Source organism: Neorhizobium sp. DAR64860/K0K1, assembly GCF_050500205.1.
In the GTDB taxonomy this organism is placed as follows: domain Bacteria; phylum Pseudomonadota; class Alphaproteobacteria; order Rhizobiales; family Rhizobiaceae; genus Neorhizobium; species Neorhizobium soli.
Genome location: NZ_CP191459.1, coordinates 3258489 through 3278008, shown reverse-complemented (window position 1 = coordinate 3278008; position 19520 = coordinate 3258489). Strand labels below are relative to the sequence as shown.

Sequence of the window (19520 nt, the reverse complement as noted above, 5' to 3'; positions counted from 1 at the left end):
AATCAATCCTCGGCGTTCTGGAATTCTTCGGGGCGCTCGAGCACCGAATAACCGCGGCGCATGTTGGCGACGAAAACCTGGATGGAGCGCAGCAGCATCAGCACGAAGGCAACCAGCACGCTGTAGAAGACGATGTTGCGGGGCAGGTTTACGGTGACCATCTCCTCGCCCTCGACGATTTCCATGTACCGCCACATCAGCCATGATCCGTAGGCAAAGAAACCGACCCGGATAATGTCGACCAACGTCGCCATGATGCGCGTCACATGCGGCGGAAGGTAGTGATAGAGAACGTCCACCTGAATGTGGCGCGACATGCGCACGCACATGACGGCACCGAGGAAAACCACGCCGATCAGGCAATTGACGGCGATTTCCTCTGTCCAGGCATAGCTGTCGTTGAGGACGTAACGGGTAAAGAACTGCAGGAAGACGCAGCCCGTCATCACCCAGAACAGGGCAAGCGTGACCCAGTCCTCGAAGGCATAGATTTTAAGGTCCACATCGACGGGCGCTTCGTCGAATGTATGGGCAAGCTCCTCAGGGGTCACCTGAGTGTGGATTTCCGGGGATGTCGACATGGATCCGATCCAGTTTCACGAAGGGAAGGCGCGGCTCTTGCGAGCCGCGCGAACGTTGGCGTGATCCGCGTTACTTGATGGCGCGGATGGCTTCCCAATCGGATTTCGCGTAGCCGAACTCTTCGAAGGTCACCTTCTCGAGCACCGTCTTTTCGAAGTCGGCCTTGTCGACTTCAACAACGTTGAGGCCGCGCTTCTTGAAGTCCTCGACGAGCGCCTTTTCGCGTTCCTCAATGATCTTGGTGGTGCGGGTGGCGGCTTCCTGCGTCACTTCCGTGAAGATTTTCTTGTCTTCGTCCGACAGGCTTGCCCAGCGGCTCTTGGAAATGACCGTGTTGAGATGGTCGACGATGTGACCGGACAGAACGATGTTCTTCTGGACTTCAAAGAACTTCTTCGCCTCGATCGTGGTCAGCGGATTTTCCTGGGCGTCGACCGTGCCGTTCTGCAGGGCGAGATAGACTTCCGCAAAGGCGATCGGCGTGGTGTTGGCGCCGCAGGCCCGTGGCATGGCAAGGTAGGCCGGAACGTCCGGAACGCGCATCTTGACGCCCTTCAGGTCGGCGCATTTTTCGATCGGCTTGTTGGATGTCGTATGGCGCGTGCCGTAGTAGCTGACGGCGGTGATCACGTTGCCGGTCTTGTCTTCATACCCCTTGGAGAGACGCTTGAAGACGTCGCTCTTCACATAGGCGATCAGGTGCGCCGGATCGCGAAAGATGTACGGGAAGTAGGTCACGCCGATCGGCTTGTAATCGCGGGCCGCGAAGCTGGAGCCGGAAATGATCATGTCGACCGTTCCGAGCTTCAGACCCTGGTTGATGTCGGCTTCCTTGCCCAGCTGCGAAGCGGGAAACACATCGATCTTGTAGCGACCTTCGGTGCGCTTGGCGATTTCGCCCGCAGCCCATACGGATTCCGTATGGAACGGCTCCGAGGTCTCATAGACATGCGCCCACTTGAGCGCTGTCTGCGCCTGTGCGCCGATTGCCGACGCCATGACGACGGCGGCGGCACCTAAAATAGTGGTAAACTTCAACATAACTTTCTCCTCCCGAATTGAAATCTCAAACTATCGTCTCGATCCGCCGCCTCCTCGCGGTCGGATCAGTCGTTCCTCGTCGGCTCCTCTCCGAAGCTTTCCGAGAATCTCTTCTGCGACAGCGTCAAATGCTGCCGCATGGCCTCGCGCGCATCGGCGGGGTTGCCCGCAGCAAGCGCGTCGCGAATGATCTTGTGTTCTTCGAGTGCTGCCTTCCAGGTGTGCGGGCCTTCGAAATAGCTGGCCAGCTTGGTGAAATACGGCGACAGCCGCTTGTCGTAGATCAGGCCGGTAAAGCGGTTGAGCGCCGAATTGCCGATCATGTCCGCAATCGCCGTATGAAACGCCCGGTCCAGCGCCAGCGCCTGGTGCGAATCGTCGAGCGAACCCTCCATCTCCGCAAGGATCGAATTGAGCTTGGCGATGCTCTCGCTGTCGACCTTGCGGGCTGCCTCTTCGGCAATAGCGCTCTCGATCAGGCAGCGCGCCTGCAGGATTTCAAAAGGACCATCGCTGTCATCGGCGGCAAGGATTTCCGGCTGCCGGTTTGATCTGGCGCTCACATAGACGCCGGATCCCATCCGGATCTGGATCAGACCCTCGACTTCGAGCACGATCAGGGCTTCGCGAATGGTGGGGCGGGACACGCCAAGGCGCTCGGCAAGCTCACGCTCGGCCGGCAGCCGCTCACCTGGCCGGACTTCTCCGGCTTCGATCAGCGTACGAAGCTGTTCCGCGGCCTGCCTGTAAAGGCGGCGCGGCTCAAGGGCGACGAACATGGTGTCCTCCACGCATCCTCCCGACGCGCAATGCGGTCAGATTGTCTTACCAATTTTGGGAAGTCAAGTGCCATCAACCTGTGACTGTGCCGGCATCTCCAAAACCGGCAGTTGCGCCCCGTAGCGACCCGCAAGTACTTCGAAAGCGGCGTGTGTCGCCGGATCGAGCGTGACGCCAGATGCTTCTCGATCCGCCGCAACCACCCATTCCCGGTCGCCTGGCGCCATGACGCGGCAGTCGGCACGGGCCGGAGAACCTCGCAACGCGTCCAAATAGCGTGTCATGCCCGCATCGAACGTCTCCCGATCGCCGAACGCCTCCGGCAGGATCGCAAAGACAAAGGCTCCAAGACCACGCGGCGTCGAAAAATCTGGACCGCCCATCGGGGCGAGGTCGAAACTCAGGCTCATGCCGGTCACGACAGCGCTGAGGATTTCCGCAAGCCCGGCAAGACCCGCGCCCTTGAAGCCGAATTCGCCGCCGAGCGGCGCCAGCATGTCGGCCTTGTCCGCATCGAGCGTGTCGATGCCCGAAACATCTGACGCGACCGACTGCGGCAGGGTCGTGCCCATGCTGCGGTAGAGCAGAACGCGGTTATAGGGAATGGCGCTGGTTGCCATGTCCAGCAACCACGGATCTTGCCCTTTCACCGGCACGCCGACGGCAATCGGGTTGGTGCCGTGGAAGCGCGATGCGCCCTCATGCAGGCGCACGAAACTGTCGGAATTGCAAAAGGTGAAGCCGATCACGCCCTGGCGGGCCGCCTCCAGCGCATAGGCGCCGGCCGGGCCGAAATGCGAACTGTTGCGGATCGCCACAGCGCCGATGCCGAACTGACGCGCGAGCGCGATTGCGCGGTCCATCGCCGTATAGGTCGCGAGTGCGCCATGCGCATGATCCGCGTCCAGCGTCTCCACCGCCCCGAAACCGCCAGCGGGCTTTAGCTTCGGCACCTTGTTGAGGCGCCCGCCTTCAAGCGCAGTCACGTAATGGTCGAGAAGACGCACCCCGTGGCTATCCACGCCATGGCGGGTTCCGTGCATCATCGCCCGCGTTGCAGCGTCTGCCGTCGCAGCGTCGGCGCCGCATCCCAGAAGAACCTCGCGGCAGAAGCGATCGAGCTCCACAAGCGAAACGCACGCTCTGTCATTCCCAGTCGGCATGTCAGGACATCCTCCACAATGTCTTTTGTCTACACTAGACATCCGATTTGGAAGATGCAATCCATGCACTGCGATTTCGATCGATTGCGTTTCATGTCCTGGAGACCCGAATGGCTGGCCCGTCCCCGAGGCTTCATCAACGTGTGTGCGAGATACTGGCATCCGAGATCGCCTCCGGTGCGCTGTCTGCCGGCACGTATCTGACCGAAACCAGCCTTGCCGACCGCTTCGGCATCAGCCGGGCGCCAGCGCGCCATGCCTTGGGCGAGCTTGAACTGCGAGGCCTGATGCAGCGCGTCCCGGGCAGGGGATACCAGATCCTGTCCTCGGAAAGCGGCGCCGCGCCCGTCGCGCCCTCGGACCATCCTGCCGGCTCCGACGAGAAGATCCATTTCCTGTCGAGCTGGGAACTGATCTACCGCCAGATCGAGATCGAGATCGTTTCCCGCACCTCGCTTGCCAGCTGGCGTATCAACGAAGCAGCGCTTGCCGCAGCCCACGGTGTCAGCCGAACCGTAGCACGGGACGTGATGGCAAGGCTGCAGCAACGCGGCGTGGTGCTGAAGGACGATGCCGGCCGCTGGCTGGCGCCGGGCCTGACGCCTGTCCATATCGGCCAGCTCTACGAGCTGCGCTGGGTGCTGGAACCGCTGGCGCTCGCGCAGGCCTTTGCGCACCTGCCCGATGGCTACGTGACGGGATGCATCGAGTTCGTCGAACAGGCGGTTGCCGCTGCCGAGACGGTTACCGGCGACATGCTCGACCGCGTCGAACATCAGCTGCATTCGGAGCTTCTCGGATACTGCGACAACCGCGCGCTGATGCAGGCGATCAGCCTGCCGCAGGCGATCCTGGTCGCCCACCATTTTCTCTATCAGCCGAAGACCACCGGCTATGACGGCGAGCCATTCCTGCTGGAGCATCTGGACGTGCTTTCGCCGCTCGCTTCCGGCGATATCGGCGCCGCATGCGATGCGCTGGAGAGGCATTTGCGGATCTCACGCGACCGCGCAATCGCCCGCATTGGGGCTGCCGCATCGCGAAACATCGCCCTGCCTGACCTGCCTTATCTGGAGCGGCAGGGGCACGTCAAAACAGACTGATGTCTACCACCGGGAGGAGGAGCCCAACAATGAAAATCAAATCCGTACAGCCATTCATCCTGCATCTGCCGCTGACCTCGGACTCGATTTCCGACAGCACCCACAGCATCACACATTGGGGTGTCGTCGGCACCGTGATCGAGACCACCGACGGGCTGAAGGGCTACGGCTTTACCGGCACCCATGCCCATATCGCCTCCGACCGGCTGATCACGTCCTGTATAAGGGATTGCTATGCGCCGCTGCTGATCGGCGAGGACGCAAACGAGAACCAGCGTCTGTGGACCAAACTCGCACGCTATCCGTCCCTGCAATGGGTCGGCCGTGCGGGGATCACCCATCTGGCGCTGGCCGCCGTCGACGTCGCGCTCTGGGACCTCAAGGCGAAGCAGGCCGGCGTGCCGCTCTGGAGCCTGCTCGGCGGGGCAAGAACCGATCGTCTCGAGGCGTATAATACCGATATCGGCTGGCTGTCGTTTTCGCTGGAGGACCTGCTGGCCGGGTCGGCGCGCGCCGTGGAGGAGGACGGCTTCACCCGGATCAAGCTCAAGGTGGGTCATGACGATCCAAATATCGACGTCCGCCGCCTGGAAGCGGTGCGCAAGCGGCTGGGCCCAGATGTCCGGATCGCCATCGATGGCAATGGCAAATGGGATCTCCCGACCTGCCAGCGGTTTTGCGAGAGAGCCCGCGATCTCGACATCTACTGGTTCGAGGAGCCGCTCTGGTACGACGATATCGCCGGCCACGCGGCGCTTGCGAAAAGCAGCACGATCCCGATCGCGCTTGGCGAGCAGCTCTATACCGTGGATGCGTTCCGGGCCTTCATCGCAGCCGGTGCCGTGTCCTACGTTCAGCCTGACGTCACGCGTCTCGGCGGCGTCACCGAATATATCCAGGTCGCGGATCTGGCGCTTGCCCACCGGTTGCCCGTTGTGCCGCATGCGGGCGAGATGAGCCAGGTTCACGTCCATCTCAGCTACTGGCATCCGGCCTCGACGATCCTTGAATACATTCCCTGGATCAAAGATCACTTCGAGGAACCGTCCAATGTCGATGCCGGCATTTACCGTCGGCCACAGCAGCCCGGTGCCAGCACGACGGTGCTGAAGGAAAGCTTCGAGCGATACGGCAAGAGCCTCGGCTGAATGCGAAAGGCCGCTGGCGTCAATCGCCAGCGGCCTCCTGTACAACGTCGACAAACGCCGTCAGATCTCGAAGATATTCTCGAACGATTCCGGAAAGTTCTGCCGCGCCAGCTTTTCGTTGATGACGAGCATTGCCTCATAGGAAAGCGGATCGAACGTCTTGTCGGCCGGCAGCACTTCACGCCCGAACAGAAGGCTCAGACGCGCGGCATCGAGATTGCCGCGCTCGAAGGGTTCGGTGCCGAAATGATGCCATAGCGCATGCAGAAATGCCCCGTCGATCTTGTGCTCTTTCGTGCCGGGACGTGCCCTGCGCGGCAGAGCCTTGATCGGCGTCACGCCTTTCGGATTGGCCCGGCGGATGGTGAACTGCACCCCCGTGCTTGGCATCCCGCCTGGAAAGCCTCGGTGTTTTGTCATTTCAGGCAGGTTTGCCATGCTCGTATCCTCAAGTCCTATGCGGCTGATCGACTTTTAGCCGATCTTGTCTTGTGTCTTCGTATCGAAATCCGAAGCGTCGTGGCGCTCATGCAGCTGCTCCGATGGCTCGCCGGATGTCCGGTTGACCATGCGACCGCGCTTGACGCCCGGCCGTGCGAAAACCTCCGCCGTCCAGCGCTGCAGGTTCTCATAGCTCTTTACCTCAAGAAAATCACCTGCATCGCCGTAAACCTGGCCAAGCGCCAGCGTGCCGTACCAGGGGAAGATCGCCATGTCCGCAATCGTGTACTCGTCGCCCGCCATATAACGGTTGTCGGCAAGATGCCGGTCGAGCACGTCGAGCTGGCGTTTCGTCTCCATCGCATAGCGATCGATCGCGTATTTGATCTTGATCGGCGCATAGGCATAGAAATGTCCGAACCCACCGCCGAGAAACGGTGCCGAGCCCATCTGCCAGAACAGCCAGTTCATCGTTTCCGTGCGGGTGCGCAGATCGGTCGGCAGGAAGGCGCCGAACTTCTCCGCCAGATAGACGAGGATCGAGGCCGATTCGAACACGCGCAGCGGCTTGCCACCATCCTTTGGCGCATGGTCGCAAAGTGCGGGGATCTTTGAGTTCGGATTGATGTCGACAAAGCCGGAGCCGAACTGGTCGCCCTTGCCGATATTGATCATCCAGGCGTCGTATTCGGCCTGTGTGTGACCGGCTGCCAGAAGCTCTTCCAGCATAATCGTCACCTTGACGCCGTTCGGCGTGCCCAGCGAATAAAGCTGCAGCGGATGCCTTCCGACCGGCAGTTCCTTGTCCTGCGTCGGGCCGGCGATCGGGCGGTTGATACTGGCGAACTGGCCGCCATTGCCCTTTTCCCAGGTCCAGATCTTCGGCGGCTCGTAGCCGGCAGGAAAATTGTCGGCAGGAGTTTTCTCGGTCATCAGGGCGGTCCTTCCTGAAAAATTGCTCTTAAAATACGAACGATGCCTGCGATATAGGAAAAACGAGAAGAGATTTCCCGTTTTATAGCGCCATCGTATCGCGTTTTTTGGTGCTGGTCAGGATCTCTCTATGCTGCCCCATCGTGTTCCGAACGAGCGCAATGGTTAACCACGTACACGCAACTCCGCGGTCGGTTCTTGTTCAGTTAACTGTTGCACCGGCACTGTCCAGCTATTCGAGGACACCCGTGCCTGCTTCAGGCGGAGACGTGTCCCACAACAAACAGGGCGAACGGTTTTTCCAGCGACGAACTCAACGTTGCGGCGAAGCTGGAAAAGGTGGTGGACATGGCAGTCAGAGCGGTCGTATCGATAGAAGAGGGTGTTTCCGCAGACGCCTCGGCGTTTGCCGCGCGGCTGGACGCTGCCCGTTCGCGCCTTGAGGAACGCTTCACCGAAGGCGGACGAGCGCTTCTTTCCATTCTCGACGTTCTCAACCGCTTGGTCGCCTCGCTCGATCAGGCCGAGAGCTCGCTCGACGAAGAAACGGCGAACGCATCCCTGTTCGAGCTCACCCAGACGGTCGCGCGGCTTTCTCAGCTGAGCGAAAACGAGAAAGGCCGACAGGTCCAGTTCACCCTCATTTCCGACGCCCAGGGGCACCTGAAGGGCCATGCCGAGGACATGCAGGAAACCCTGCGCTATCTGCGCACCTTTGCAGTTACTGCAAAGATCACCGGCGCCGGAATTGCCGACTTTGCAGGATTTGCTGAGGAAATCCTGCAAAGGATTCAGGACGGCACCCGTCAGGTCAATGATTTCTCGGACAAGGTCCAGTATCTCGGCCAGGGACTGGGTTCCCTGATCACAAGAGGGAAGAGGATTGTAAGCTCCTACGAGGACACAATCCCGCAGATCGCAGCAGGACTGTCGAACGGCGGCGAGGCGATCGCTCTCAATCGCAGATCGATGATCGAACAGGCTGCAAGCGTCCGGGCAATCGCGCGCGGCATCCAGACCAAGCTCGCCTCGACGCTGTCTGCCATGCAGATCGGCGACACAACCCGCCAGCGGATCGAGCATTGCCAGTCAACGCTCACGCTCCTCGACGATTTTCTGGCCTCACCGGACGCTACGCCGCTGACCGGTCCTCAGCGCGACAACCTGTCCGCTGTCATCCGGAGGCTTGTCTCCCATCAGCTCAGGCAGTCCATCGATCATTTCGAGCGTGACACGGCAAAGATCGTCGCAAGCGTGGCGGGTTTCCGTTCAGATCTCCAAAAGATCGATGCAATCCGGGAAACGATAGCAGAAGGCGAGGGCGGCGACACTGCCATGCGCCAGCTCGACACCGGCGTCGGCGTTGCGCGCGAAGCGGTTCGCCAGATCGAAGCCGTTGCCGGCGAGGCGACGGAACTCAGCCGGTCGACCGGCCAGACCGTAAGCGAGCTCGTCACCAGCATCGGCGTCGTGCAACTGGTCCGCACCGATATTCACTACATGGCCCTCAATACCAATCTGCGCTGCGGCAGGATCGGCGATCAGGGCAAGGCGATCAACGTGGTTGCCGCCGAACTGCGCAATTACGCGGGCGAACTGGATGGTGCCGCCGACAAGATCCTCGTTCATCTCAGAATGCTGGAAGAATCTGCGCAAAAGCTCAGCGCCTGCGAAGATACGGGCGGCTCGCTCGATCTTCGGCTCGAACAGGCACTCGCCAATATCCGCGTTGTCGGCGATCGCATGGGGACCGAAATGTCGCTGCTTGGCGAACACAGCCGATCCGCCGTCGGCGAAATCGATGCCTCGCTTGCTCGGCTTGATTTCAAGGTTGAGCTTGGTGAGGTTTTGCGGGCCTGCGTGGAAGAGGGCGAAGCCTTCGCAAGCGCCCGGCCAATGGCCGCCATCGAGCCTGCCCTCATCGAACTCGGGGCTCGCATTTCCGCCCTTTACACAATGGGTTTGGAACGTGAACTGCACGCGAAGATCATGGGAACCACACCCCTTGGCGAAACGTCCCTCGTCTCGGTTGCATGAGTGACGACACGCTGTTTTCAGGTGTCATCGGCATCGACGGCCTCCAAGTCAGACCGATTAAATACCCGCTGGACCTTGACCTTTCGCCGGGCCTTTGTCATGTGACCGCCTTCATTTGACGAAGCGCCCCATCGGGACGAGCCCCGGCGGCGTTATACGAAAGAAACAACATGACCAAGCCCACATCCTCGGCGCCGTCGCAGCGCATGCTTCGTGTTGGCGAACAGGTACGCGCCGCCATCACCCAGGTCCTGCAACGTGGCGAAGTTCGCGACGACCTGCTCGAGAAAACCGTGATTTCCGTTTCGGAAGTGCGCATGTCGACCGATCTGAAGGTCGCGACGGCCTATGTGACCCCCCTCGGCGTCCCTGACCATGACGTCGTGATCGCAGCGCTCAACCGGCATGCCAAATATATCCGCGGCCGCATAGCCGGCCAGCTCCGTCAGATGAAATACATGCCGGAAGTGCGCTTCCGCGACGATACGAGCTTCGACAACTACAAGAAGATCGACGAGCTGCTTCGCTCGCCGGAGGTCCAGCGTGATCTCAACAGCGACGAAACCAAAGACCAGAAATAACAATCAAGAAGTATTGATGTCAAAACCCCGCAAACCAAAGGGCCGGCCGGTTTCCGGCTGGCTTATTCTCGACAAGCCGATCGATTTCGGCTCGACCGAAGCCGTGTCCAAGATCAAGTGGCTGTTCAATGCCCAGAAGTGCGGCCATGCCGGCACGCTGGATCCGCTTGCGTCAGGCATGCTGCCGATCGCGCTCGGCGATGCGACGAAGACCGTGCCCTATGTCATGGATGGGCGGAAGATCTACGAATTCGCCGTTACCTGGGGCGAGGAACGGTCGACCGACGACCTCGAAGGCGCCGTTACCGCATCGTCCGACAGCCGTCCGAGCGAAGAACAGATCCGCGCACTTCTGCCCAACTACACCGGCACGATCAATCAGATCCCGCCACAGTTTTCCGCCATCAAGATTGCCGGCGAACGGGCCTATGACCTCGCCCGCGACGGCGAAATTGTCGAGATCCCGTCGCGCGAGGTCCAGATCTTCCGCCTGACGCTGCTCGGCGTAACGGCAGACAAGGCGCATTTCGAAGTGGAATGCGGCAAAGGCACCTATGTTCGGGCGCTCGCCCGCGACTTCGGCCGCGATCTCGGCTGCTACGGTCATATCTCGGAACTGCGCCGCACCTTCGTTGCGCCCTTTGCCGAAGACCGCATGGTGCCGCTCGCCGAACTTGTGGCGCTGGAACAGATCGAGGATCGCGACGAACGGCTGGCAGCCCTTGATGCCTTCATGATCAACACGTCTGAAGCGCTTTCCAGCCTGCCGCATCTGCCTGTCACAGACGATCAGGCCCACCGCATCAAGATGGGCAATCCGATTATCCTGCGCGGCCGCGATGCACCGGCTGACGAAGCGGAAGCCTATGCGACCGTGCGCGGCAAGCTGCTCGCCATCGGCGAGATCGGCCAGGGAGAGTTCCGTCCCAAGCGGGTGTTTGGCTGAGCCTCTTCCATTCTCTCCTTGAATGGTCTATAGGCACCGCCAGCAAAAGCAGGCTTTTCCGCCTGTTTTGCGTTTCACGGCCAAGACTGGACGACATCCCGGCCTTAGGCGACCCATAATCCTCATATTCGAAAGGATAACACGATGTCGATCACTGCAGAGCGCAAGGCCGAACTCATCAAGGAATACGCAACCGTTGAAGGCGACACCGGTTCGCCGGAAGTCCAGGTTGCGATCCTCACCGAGCGGATCAACAATCTGACCGAACACTTCAAGGGCCACAAGAAGGACAACCACTCCCGTCGTGGCCTTCTGACCATGGTTTCCACACGTCGTTCGCTTCTCGACTACGTCAAGAAGAAAGACGAATCCCGTTACAGCAAGTTGATTGCTGCTCTGGGCATTCGCCGCTAAAAATTTCCGGCGGGCGCTCAATCGGGCGCCTGCCGGTTTCTCATTCGGGCCAAGCGTCCGATGCAATGTTTGCGATGCGCTTTATCTCGCGCCGCAAGAATGCCCGCAGACCCGGATGGGCCGGATCTGCAAAAACCAAACCGTTGACCTGTCATGGGGCAGGATTGCCGGATGCTTTCGACCAGGGATCACTCAAAGACCCTGATCAGACGTCGACCACCGAAGTCGCCGACCCGAAGCCTCCCGTTGTCTTGCCCGTGATCTGTCACATCGATTGCGGTCGACTATGCACTGCGCCGGCTACGGCACTGCGCGTGCTCCCGCATTAAAGGACACCATATGTTCAATACCCACTCCGTCGAAATCGAATGGGCAGGCCGCCCGCTGAAGCTTGAAACGGGCAAGATCGCCCGCCAGGCTGACGGCGCGGTTCTCGCCACCTACGGCGAAACCGTCGTTCTCGCCACCGTTGTTTCGGCCAAGTCGGCCAAGCCTGGCCAGGACTTCTTCCCGCTGACCGTCAACTACCAGGAAAAGACTTATGCCGCCGGCAAGATCCCGGGCGGCTATTTCAAGCGCGAAGGTCGCCCGTCGGAAAAGGAAACGCTGGTTTCCCGCCTGATCGACCGTCCGATCCGCCCGCTCTTTCCGGAAGGCTACAAGAACGAGACCCAGGTCGTCGTTACCGTTATCCAGCACGACCTTGAAAACGATCCGGACGTATTGTCGATGGTTGCAGCCTCCGCTGCCCTGACGATCTCGGGCGTTCCTTTCATGGGCCCGGTTGGCGGCGCACGCGTCGGCTACATCAACGGCGAATACGTTCTGAACCCGCATCTCGACGAGATGGACGAGTCGGTTCTCGACCTCGTCGTTGCCGGCACCCAGGACGCCGTCCTGATGGTCGAGTCGGAAGCCAAGGAACTCAACGAAGAGATCATGCTCGGCGCCGTCATGTTCGGCCACAAGGGCTTCCAGCCGGTTATCGACGCGATCATCAAGCTCGCTGAAGTTGCCGCCAAGGAGCCACGCGATTTCCAGCCGGAAGATCATTCCGCGCTCGAAGCCGAAATGCTGCAGCACTTCGAAGCCGAACTGCGTACCGCCTACAAGAACACGCAGAAGGCTGAACGCTACGCTGCCGTCGACGCCGTCAAGGCGAAGGTCAAGGCACACTTCTTCCCGGAAGGCGTAGAGCCGAAGTACCCGGCCGAAGTCATCGGCGCGACCTTCAAGCACCTGCAGGCGAAGATCGTTCGCTGGAACATCCTCGACACCAAGAGCCGCATCGACGGCCGTGATCTCGAGACCGTTCGCAAGATCGTGTCTGAAGTCGGCATCCTGCCGCGCACCCACGGTTCGGCCCTGTTCACACGCGGCGAAACCCAGGCGATCGTTGTTGCGACGCTCGGCACCGGCGAAGACGAACAGTATGTCGATAGCCTGACCGGCATGTACAAGGAACGCTTCCTTCTGCATTACAACTTCCCTCCCTACTCGGTTGGTGAAACCGGCCGCATGGGTTCCCCAGGACGTCGCGAAATCGGCCACGGCAAGCTCGCATGGCGCGCTATCCGTCCGATGCTGCCAACGGCTGAACAGTTCCCCTACACGCTGCGCGTCGTCTCCGAGATCACCGAGTCGAACGGCTCGTCCTCGATGGCAACCGTCTGCGGCACCTCGCTCGCTCTGATGGACGCTGGCGTCCCGCTCGCAAAGCCTGTTGCCGGTATCGCCATGGGCCTGATCCTCGAAGGCGAACGCTTTGCGGTTCTCTCCGATATCCTCGGTGACGAAGATCATCTCGGCGACATGGACTTCAAGGTTGCAGGTACTGTCGACGGCATCACCTCGCTGCAGATGGACATCAAGATCGCCGGCATCACCGAAGAGATCATGAAGGTCGCGCTCGGCCAGGCACAGGGTGGCCGCAAGCACATCCTCGCCGAAATGGCCAACGCCATCACCGAAGGTCGCTCGGAACTCGGCGAATTCGCACCGCGCATCGAAGTGATGAACATCCCGGTCGACAAGATCCGTGAAGTCATCGGTTCGGGCGGCAAGGTCATCCGCGAAATCGTCGAAAAGACCGGCGCCAAGATCAACATCGAAGACGACGGCACGGTCAAGATTGCCTCCGCCTCCGGCAAGGAAATCGAAGCGGCCCGCAAGTGGATCCATTCGATCGTTGCAGAACCGGAAGTCGGCACCATCTACGAAGGTACCGTTGTGAAGACCGCCGACTTCGGCGCCTTCGTCAACTTCTTCGGCGCCCGCGACGGTCTGGTCCATATCAGCCAGCTCGCTTCCGACCGTGTTGCCAAGACCCAGGACGTGGTCAAGGAAGGTCAGAAGGTCTGGGTCAAGCTGATGGGCTTCGACGAGCGCGGCAAGGTTCGCCTGTCGATGAAGGCCGTCGACCAGGCCACCGGCCAGGAAGTCAAGAAGGCTGACGGCGAAGCTGCCGAATAAGCCCTCGACCTATCGAGAGATCGAGGCGCGGAAGGAATAACTTCCGCGCCTTTTTTGTTTTCACCGACGACACGACCGCCCGAGATCCGATCATGACCCGAGAAGCCCTGAAGACCCTTTTCCATCCCTTCGCCACCGACGCGATCCAAACGCCCGGCGAGGGTGAGCGCATACTGTTTCTGGGTGCGGAAGCGGGCAATGCCCTGCCTGACGGGTTTGATGCCGAGATCACGGCTATCCAGCCGTTCCGCCCACTATTCCGCAGCCTGCGCGACAACGCGTTTCCCCAGCCCGAGGGCGAGGATTACGACGGTGCGCTTGTCCTGTGTGGAAAGCATCGTGGCGAAAACGAAAACCGCATCGCTGAAGCGCTTGCGCGGGTGAAGGTCGGCGGAGTTATTGTCGTTGCCGGCGGCAAGGAAGACGGTATCGCACCCATTCGCACGATGCTGCTGAAGCTCGGCATCACGCTGGACTACGCGCCGAAGTATCACGGCGTTGCCATCTGGTTCGGTCGCCCGGAAGATGCATCCGGTGCGATCCAGGCACTGAAAAAGACAGCTGTGACGGTCGACGGTCGCTTCCAGGCCGCTCCCGGCATGTTCTCGCACGACCGCATCGATCCGGGCTCCGAACTTCTGGTAAGCCGCTTCCCGACGGATTTCGACGGCAATGCCGCTGATTTCGGTGCCGGCTGGGGTTATCTTTCGGTGATGCTCGCCGAGCGTTCGCCCCGCGTGAACCGGATCGACCTGTTCGAGGCCGATCACCGGGCGTTGGAATTTGCAAAGCAGAACGTTGCGCACAATTGCCCGGATCTCGAAGCCCGCTTCTTCTGGCAGGATCTGGGAACCGAGCCGCCAAAGGAAAAATACGACCTCGTCATCATGAACCCGCCCTTCCACGAGACGCAGGCTGCGGACCCGGAACTGGGAAAGACGATGATCCGCACGGCTGCAGGGGCGCTCAGAAGCGGCGGCAGACTGATGCTGGTCGCCAATCGCGGCATGCAATACGAGCCGGTGCTCGAGGAAGCGTTCCGGGAATACGGCGAAACCTGCCGCAACGCCCGCTTCAAGATCCTGTGGGCGAAGAAGTAACGTCACCCCTCAAAATCTAGGATTGCCCGTCACGACAGCTCGAATGCACACTGAAGTTGCGTTCGAGCTGTCGGGGTTTTTGTATGAAAGGCGTTGTTTCAGCACTTCTGCTCTTGATCGCCACTGAAACGGCGAGCGCCGAAGAGCCGCGCGCCAGTGTTCGCTTGACCTGGGAATGGTTCAACACCGCGGAAACCTATCGCAAATACAAGGTCAAAGGGCCGGATGACCTTCGCATCGCCGCGCATTACTTCCGGCTCGCGGCTAGGAACGGCAACGCTGCGGCAGCATACAAGCTCGGTGAAGCTTATGAGATAGGCTCAGGTGTCCCAATCAATCTTCCGGAAGCGCTTCGCTGGTATCGCCAGTCCGCCGACGCTGGCGACATGCATGCGGAGCTGAAGGTCGGCTGGTTCTATCAGAAGGGCTTGAGCCTGCAGGTTGATCCGTCACGGGCCGTCGATTGGTACGAACGCTCCGCCAAGAAAGGCAACCTGTGGGCATACCACATGCTGGCCTTCATGCTGATGGACGGGGAGGGTGTCGCAAAGGACCTTGCCCTTGCGCAGCGCTATTTCGAAAAGAGCCTGCCTTTCACCCACGATCACTGGGCACAGCTAAAGCTTTCGCAGTTGATCAGAGCGAGCGATCCACGGCGCTCCAAAGAACTGCTCAAGCAGGCAGCGAACGCCGGCAATGCGGACGCGATCCGGGAATTGAACGCATTTTGAGAATGCCCGCCCATGTTAGGATAGCAGGCGCTAAACCCTACTGAGCGTCGGACTTGCGCAGTTTGTCGAGGCTGGGCAGTGAAGTGATGCTGTAGCCGGCATCGACGTAATGCACTTCGCCGGTCACACCGCGGGAGAGATCGGACAGCAGATAGAGCGCGGAGCCGCCGATATCCTCGATTGTGGCAGTGCGGCGCAGCGGCGCGTTCTGCTGGTTCCAGGCGTAGATCGCCCGTGCATCGGAAATCCCGGCGCCGGCAAGCGTGCGCACGGGGCCTGCAGAGATCGTGTTGACGCGGATGTCGCTCGGGCCGTAATCGGCGGCCAGATACCGCACGGAAGCCTCAAGCGCTGCCTTGGCAACGCCCATCACGTTGTAGTTCGGAATGACGCGCTGTGAACCGTTATAGGTCAGCGTCAGCATAGAGCCGCCATCAGGCATCAGGGCTGCGGCGCGCTTGGCGATTTCCGTGAAGGAAAAGCAGGAGATCACCATCGTACGCGAGAAATTCTCGCGCGTCGTGTCGGCGTAGAGGCCCTTCAGCTCGTTCTTGGCGGAGAAGCCGATGGCATGAACGAGAAAGTCGATCGTGCCCCAGCGTTCGCGCAGCGCGTCAAACGTTGCGTCGACCGACGCGATATCTTCGACGTCGCAGGGAACCACGAAATCTGAGCCGAGTTCGGCGGCAAGCGGTCTGACCCGCTTGCCCAGCGCCTCACCCTGATAGGTGAAGGCAACTTCCGCACCCTGTGCCGCGACCGCCTTGGCAATTCCCCAGGCGATCGAGTGGTTGTTGGCAACGCCCATGATCAGGCCGCGCTTGCCCTGCATGATCCCGGACATCAAATTATCCGTTATGACGCTGGAAGACGAGCGTAGCGTTGGTGCCGCCGAAGCCGAAGGAGTTGGAGAGCACAGTGTCGATCTTGGCATTGTCGATCCGCTTGCGAACAATCGGCACGCCGTCGAATTCCGGATCCAGCGTCTGGATGTGCGCGCTCTCTCCGATGAAGCGTTCCTGCATCATCAGAAGGCCGTAGATGGATTCCTGCACTCCGGCACCGCCGAGCGAGTGGCCGGTCAGAGACTTGGTCGACTGGATGTGCGGGATCTTGTCCTTGAACACTTCGCGGATGGCGCCAATTTCCTTGGAATCGCCAACCGGTGTCGAGGTGCCGTGGGTGTTGATGTAGTCGACCTCACCTTCCACGTTGGCAAGCGCCTGACGCATGCAGCGGATGGCGCCTTCGCCAGATGGTGCGACCATGTCGTAGCCATCGGATGTGGCGCCGTAGCCGGTGAGTTCTGCGTAGATCTTGGCGCCGCGCGCCTTGGCATGCTCCAGTTCTTCAAGCACGAGAACGCCTGCACCACCGGCGATGACGAAACCGTCGCGGTCGGCGTCATAAGCGCGCGAAGCCGTTGCAGGCTGGTCGTTGTACTTGGAGGACATGGCGCCCATCGCGTCGAACAGGTTCGACATGGTCCAGTCGAGATCCTCGTGGCCGCCGGCAAACATCACGTCCTGCTTGCCCCACTGGATCATCTCCGCGGCATTGCCGATGCAGTGCGCAGACGTCGAGCAGGCCGACGAGATCGAGTAGTTGACGCCGTGGATCTTGAACCAGGTCGCAAGCGTTGCCGACGCTGTCGAAGACATCGCCTTCGGCACGGCAAACGGACCGATCCGCTTCGGGCTGTTGTTCTTGATCGTCGTCTCGGCCGCTTCGATCAGGGTGCGGGTGGAAGGACCGCCCGAACCCATGATGATGCCGGTGCGCTCGTTCTCGCTGTAATCCTTTTCCTCAAGTCCGGAATCGGCCAGCGCCTGCTTCATCGCCACATGGTTCCACGCTCCGCCCTGGGAGAGGAAGCGCATGGCGCGGCGATCGACGAGTTCCGTCGTATCGATGTTGGGCTTGCCCCAGACCTGGCACTTGAAGCCGTGCTCGGCGAAATCCGGCGAGAAAGAAATACCGGACTTTGCCTGCCGCAGGGACTCGGTGACTTCGGCTGCGTCGTTACCGATCGAGGACACGATACCGAGCCCAGTGACAACTACCCGTCTCATTTCATCAAACCTTTGTTGTTTTCGACAGCTGCGCTTTTCAAGCAGTTCAGGCGGTCTTTTCCTTGGACAGACCCACGCGGAGGTCCGTCGCCTGATAGATGGTCTCGCCATCGGCCTTCAGCCAGCCGTCGGCGGTGCCCAGCACGAGGCGACCCCTCATGACGCGCTTGAAGTCGATGCCATATTCCAGAAGCTTGGTGTCCGGGCGGATCATGCCCTTGAACTTCACTTCGCCGGTCGAAAGCGCCATGCCGCGGCCGGGTTCACCCAGCCAGCCCAGGAAGAAGCCGGTCAGCTGCCACATGCCGTCAAGGCCAAGGCAGCCCGGCATGATCGGGTTGCCTTCGAAATGGCAGGGGAAATACCAGTCGTCCGGACGCACGTCGTATTCAGCGCGGATGTAACCCTTGTCGAAGGCGCCGCCGGTTTCCGAGATCTCCGTGATCCGGTGGACCATCAGCATGGGCGGCAACGGCAGCTGCGCATTGCCGGGACCAAACAGATCACCGTGGGCGCAAGAGAGGATTTCTTCGTAGCTGAAGCTGGACTGTCTGGTGGACATGAATTTCCGTTTCCCCCCGTTTGAAGCTTTTGTTTCCCAAGCTTTAGAGCAATATGGGCCGAAATTGAAGTCTTGCCATGACAACACAGGTGCTGTCTGGGGAAGACTGCAGCTGCGGAAGCATCGCATTCAGGTCCGCATATAGGAAGCGGAGAGCGCAAACCAGTGGTAAAACACCGAAAATTAGCGTTTTTGCCGACCGCGGAAGGACGTGCTAAGGGACACTATTGAAAGAATTCATCTTAAAAGTTATATCGGAAATCAGATTAGATCCCGTGTGACAAAACGGTTGGAGCCGAAGCACATATGGCGGATGCCATGCCGAACATCGAGATTAGATTGCGCCATTGCGGCCTTCGACCGACGAGGCAGCGTGTCGCGTTGGCGGATCTGTTGTTTGCAAAGGGTGATCGGCACCTGACGGTCGAGGAACTGCACGCGGAAGCCACGGAAGCCGGCGTGCCGGTCTCGCTCGCAACCGTCTATAATACCCTCCACCAGTTTACCGAGGCAGGCCTCATCCGCGTTCTCGCGGTGGAGAGCGCACGCACCTATTTCGACACCAATATTTCCGATCACCATCACTTCTTTGTCGAAGGGCGCAACGAGGTTTTGGATATCCCGATCAGCAATCTGGAAATCGGCAATCTCCCGGATGCGCCCGAGGGCATGGAGATCGCCCATGTCGACGTGATCATCCGGCTGCGCGAAAAGCGAGCCTAATCCTTGTTCTTGCCCTTGATTGCCTCGTCTGCCGGCCGCCCCGGCCGCGACTTGTAGCGTGGCAGCGTCCAGCCGTAATGGATCGCGCCGCCCCGCAAGGCGAAGGCGACACATACCCCGAAGCCTGAACTGACATACTGCGGAAAACCGAGCGCTTGTGCCGCCGTGAACGCACCCGCGCCGGCAATCGCGGCCGTGATATAGATTTCCGAGCGCAGCAGCACGGAAGGCTCGTTTGCGAGAAGATCGCGCAGGATCCCGCCGAATGCCGCCGTCAGCGCGCCGGTGATGATCGCGATCGTGGGTGATCCGGTCGCGGCCAGGCCCTTGGCCGCACCCAGCACGGTGTAAGCGGCAAGGCCCACCGCATCGAGCCAGATCAGCAAGCGATAGCGCCATTCGACCCGGTGTGCCGTCAGGTAGACGAGAACGCCGGTTACGACGCAGATCAGGATATAGGTCGGGTCGAGAACCCAGAAGACCGGGGTACGGCCAAGAATGATGTCACGCACCGTGCCGCCGCCGAGCCCGGTCACGGCTGCAAAGAACAAAAACCCGATGAGATCGAGCTCCTTTCTTGATGCCGCAAGCGCACCGGTTGCGGCAAACACCGCGATGCCGGCATAATCGAGGATCATCAGCAGGGACATTCCATTCTCCAGCGTCGCGCAAGTGCATTGCTCTAGATGAT

General features: G+C 60.3%; 20 protein-coding genes. 10 read left to right on the top strand and 10 right to left on the bottom strand.

The window, feature by feature from the left end; translation table 11 throughout:
* Nucleotides 1-2 precede the first annotated feature (2 nt).
* The 4 genes from ACQY1J_RS20520 to ACQY1J_RS20505 form a co-directional block, all read right to left on the bottom strand.
* Nucleotides 3-581 carry a TRAP transporter small permease gene (locus ACQY1J_RS20520; RefSeq protein ID WP_062454265.1) on the bottom strand — a complete coding sequence of 193 codons (579 nt, stop codon included), beginning with the start codon at nt 579-581 and terminating at the stop codon, nt 3-5.
* Between the two features lie 70 nt (nt 582-651).
* The gene (locus ACQY1J_RS20515; protein WP_062454264.1) at nt 652-1623 is read right to left on the bottom strand and encodes a sialic acid TRAP transporter substrate-binding protein SiaP; all 972 of its coding nucleotides are present in this window, start codon (nt 1621-1623) and stop codon (nt 652-654) included.
* Nucleotides 1624-1688: 65 nt separating this feature from the next.
* Complete coding sequence (locus ACQY1J_RS20510) at nt 1689-2402, bottom strand: FadR/GntR family transcriptional regulator (protein ID WP_192087740.1); 714 nt, start codon at nt 2400-2402, stop codon at nt 1689-1691.
* A 63-nt stretch (nt 2403-2465) separates the two neighbouring features.
* On the bottom strand, nt 2466-3566 hold the full coding sequence (locus ACQY1J_RS20505) for an Ldh family oxidoreductase (RefSeq protein ID WP_430250714.1): 1101 nt from the start codon (nt 3564-3566) through the stop codon (nt 2466-2468).
* Nucleotides 3567-3676: 110 nt separating this feature from the next.
* Between ACQY1J_RS20505 and ACQY1J_RS20500 the strand changes: the two genes are divergently transcribed.
* Nucleotides 3677-4669: a GntR family transcriptional regulator gene (locus tag ACQY1J_RS20500; RefSeq protein WP_430250713.1), complete on the top strand. Its 993-nt coding sequence runs from the start codon at nt 3677-3679 to the stop codon at nt 4667-4669.
* Nucleotides 4670-4698: 29 nt separating this feature from the next.
* A complete protein-coding gene (locus ACQY1J_RS20495) occupies nt 4699-5817 on the top strand; it encodes a mandelate racemase/muconate lactonizing enzyme family protein (protein ID WP_430250712.1) in 1119 nt (372 codons plus the stop codon).
* Nucleotides 5818-5877: 60 nt separating this feature from the next.
* Here the strand turns inward: ACQY1J_RS20495 and ACQY1J_RS20490 are convergent, their stop codons facing one another.
* Both ACQY1J_RS20490 and yghU read right to left on the bottom strand, forming a co-directional pair.
* Nucleotides 5878-6255: a hypothetical protein gene (locus ACQY1J_RS20490; RefSeq protein ID WP_062454259.1), complete on the bottom strand. Its 378-nt coding sequence runs from the start codon at nt 6253-6255 to the stop codon at nt 5878-5880.
* 36 nt (nt 6256-6291) lie between these two features.
* A complete protein-coding gene (gene yghU / locus ACQY1J_RS20485) occupies nt 6292-7191 on the bottom strand; it encodes a glutathione-dependent disulfide-bond oxidoreductase (RefSeq protein WP_062578485.1) in 900 nt (299 codons plus the stop codon).
* Between the two features lie 348 nt (nt 7192-7539).
* Between yghU and ACQY1J_RS20480 the strand changes: the two genes are divergently transcribed.
* The 7 genes from ACQY1J_RS20480 (at nt 7540) to ACQY1J_RS20450 (ending at nt 15472) form a co-directional block, all read left to right on the top strand.
* A complete protein-coding gene (locus ACQY1J_RS20480) occupies nt 7540-9228 on the top strand; it encodes a chemotaxis protein (protein WP_430250711.1) in 1689 nt (562 codons plus the stop codon).
* Nucleotides 9229-9398: 170 nt separating this feature from the next.
* Entirely contained in the window at nt 9399-9809 is a 411-nt protein-coding gene (gene rbfA / locus ACQY1J_RS20475; protein ID WP_092664064.1) for a 30S ribosome-binding factor RbfA, read from the top strand.
* A 16-nt stretch (nt 9810-9825) separates the two neighbouring features.
* The gene (gene truB / locus ACQY1J_RS20470) at nt 9826-10755 is read left to right on the top strand and encodes a tRNA pseudouridine(55) synthase TruB (RefSeq protein WP_192087734.1); all 930 of its coding nucleotides are present in this window, start codon (nt 9826-9828) and stop codon (nt 10753-10755) included.
* Between the two features lie 144 nt (nt 10756-10899).
* The gene (gene rpsO / locus ACQY1J_RS20465; protein WP_062454254.1) at nt 10900-11169 is read left to right on the top strand and encodes a 30S ribosomal protein S15; all 270 of its coding nucleotides are present in this window, start codon (nt 10900-10902) and stop codon (nt 11167-11169) included.
* A gap of 339 nt (nt 11170-11508) precedes the next feature.
* On the top strand, nt 11509-13641 hold the full coding sequence (gene pnp, locus ACQY1J_RS20460; RefSeq protein WP_062454253.1) for a polyribonucleotide nucleotidyltransferase: 2133 nt from the start codon (nt 11509-11511) through the stop codon (nt 13639-13641).
* A gap of 92 nt (nt 13642-13733) precedes the next feature.
* Nucleotides 13734-14741: a class I SAM-dependent methyltransferase gene (locus ACQY1J_RS20455; RefSeq protein WP_430250710.1), complete on the top strand. Its 1008-nt coding sequence runs from the start codon at nt 13734-13736 to the stop codon at nt 14739-14741.
* Between the two features lie 83 nt (nt 14742-14824).
* On the top strand, nt 14825-15472 hold the full coding sequence (locus tag ACQY1J_RS20450) for a tetratricopeptide repeat protein (protein WP_430250709.1): 648 nt from the start codon (nt 14825-14827) through the stop codon (nt 15470-15472).
* 37 nt (nt 15473-15509) lie between these two features.
* Here the strand turns inward: ACQY1J_RS20450 and fabI are convergent, their stop codons facing one another.
* Genes fabI through fabA form a run of 3 tightly spaced genes read right to left on the bottom strand, consistent with a single transcriptional unit; the run spans nt 15510 to nt 18106 of the window.
* Entirely contained in the window at nt 15510-16316 is an 807-nt protein-coding gene (fabI, locus tag ACQY1J_RS20445) for an enoyl-ACP reductase FabI (protein WP_430250708.1), read from the bottom strand.
* Between the two features lie 4 nt (nt 16317-16320).
* Nucleotides 16321-17544, bottom strand: coding sequence for a beta-ketoacyl-ACP synthase I (gene fabB, locus ACQY1J_RS20440; RefSeq protein ID WP_062454249.1), 1224 nt, complete (start codon nt 17542-17544; stop codon nt 16321-16323).
* Between the two features lie 46 nt (nt 17545-17590).
* Nucleotides 17591-18106 (bottom strand): 3-hydroxyacyl-[acyl-carrier-protein] dehydratase FabA, encoded by a 516-nt coding sequence (gene fabA / locus ACQY1J_RS20435; protein ID WP_062454248.1) that lies wholly within the window; start codon nt 18104-18106, stop codon nt 17591-17593.
* A 306-nt stretch (nt 18107-18412) separates the two neighbouring features.
* Here fabA and irrA point away from each other — a divergent pair, with 306 nt between their 5' ends.
* Complete coding sequence (gene irrA / locus ACQY1J_RS20430; RefSeq protein WP_192078008.1) at nt 18413-18829, top strand: iron response transcriptional regulator IrrA; 417 nt, start codon at nt 18413-18415, stop codon at nt 18827-18829.
* Here the strand turns inward: irrA and ACQY1J_RS20425 are convergent.
* Nucleotides 18826-19479, bottom strand: coding sequence for a trimeric intracellular cation channel family protein (locus ACQY1J_RS20425; protein ID WP_192078009.1), 654 nt, complete (start codon nt 19477-19479; stop codon nt 18826-18828). The two genes, irrA and ACQY1J_RS20425, sit on opposite strands and share 4 nt — an antisense overlap.
* Between the last annotated feature and the right edge of the window lie 41 nt (nt 19480-19520).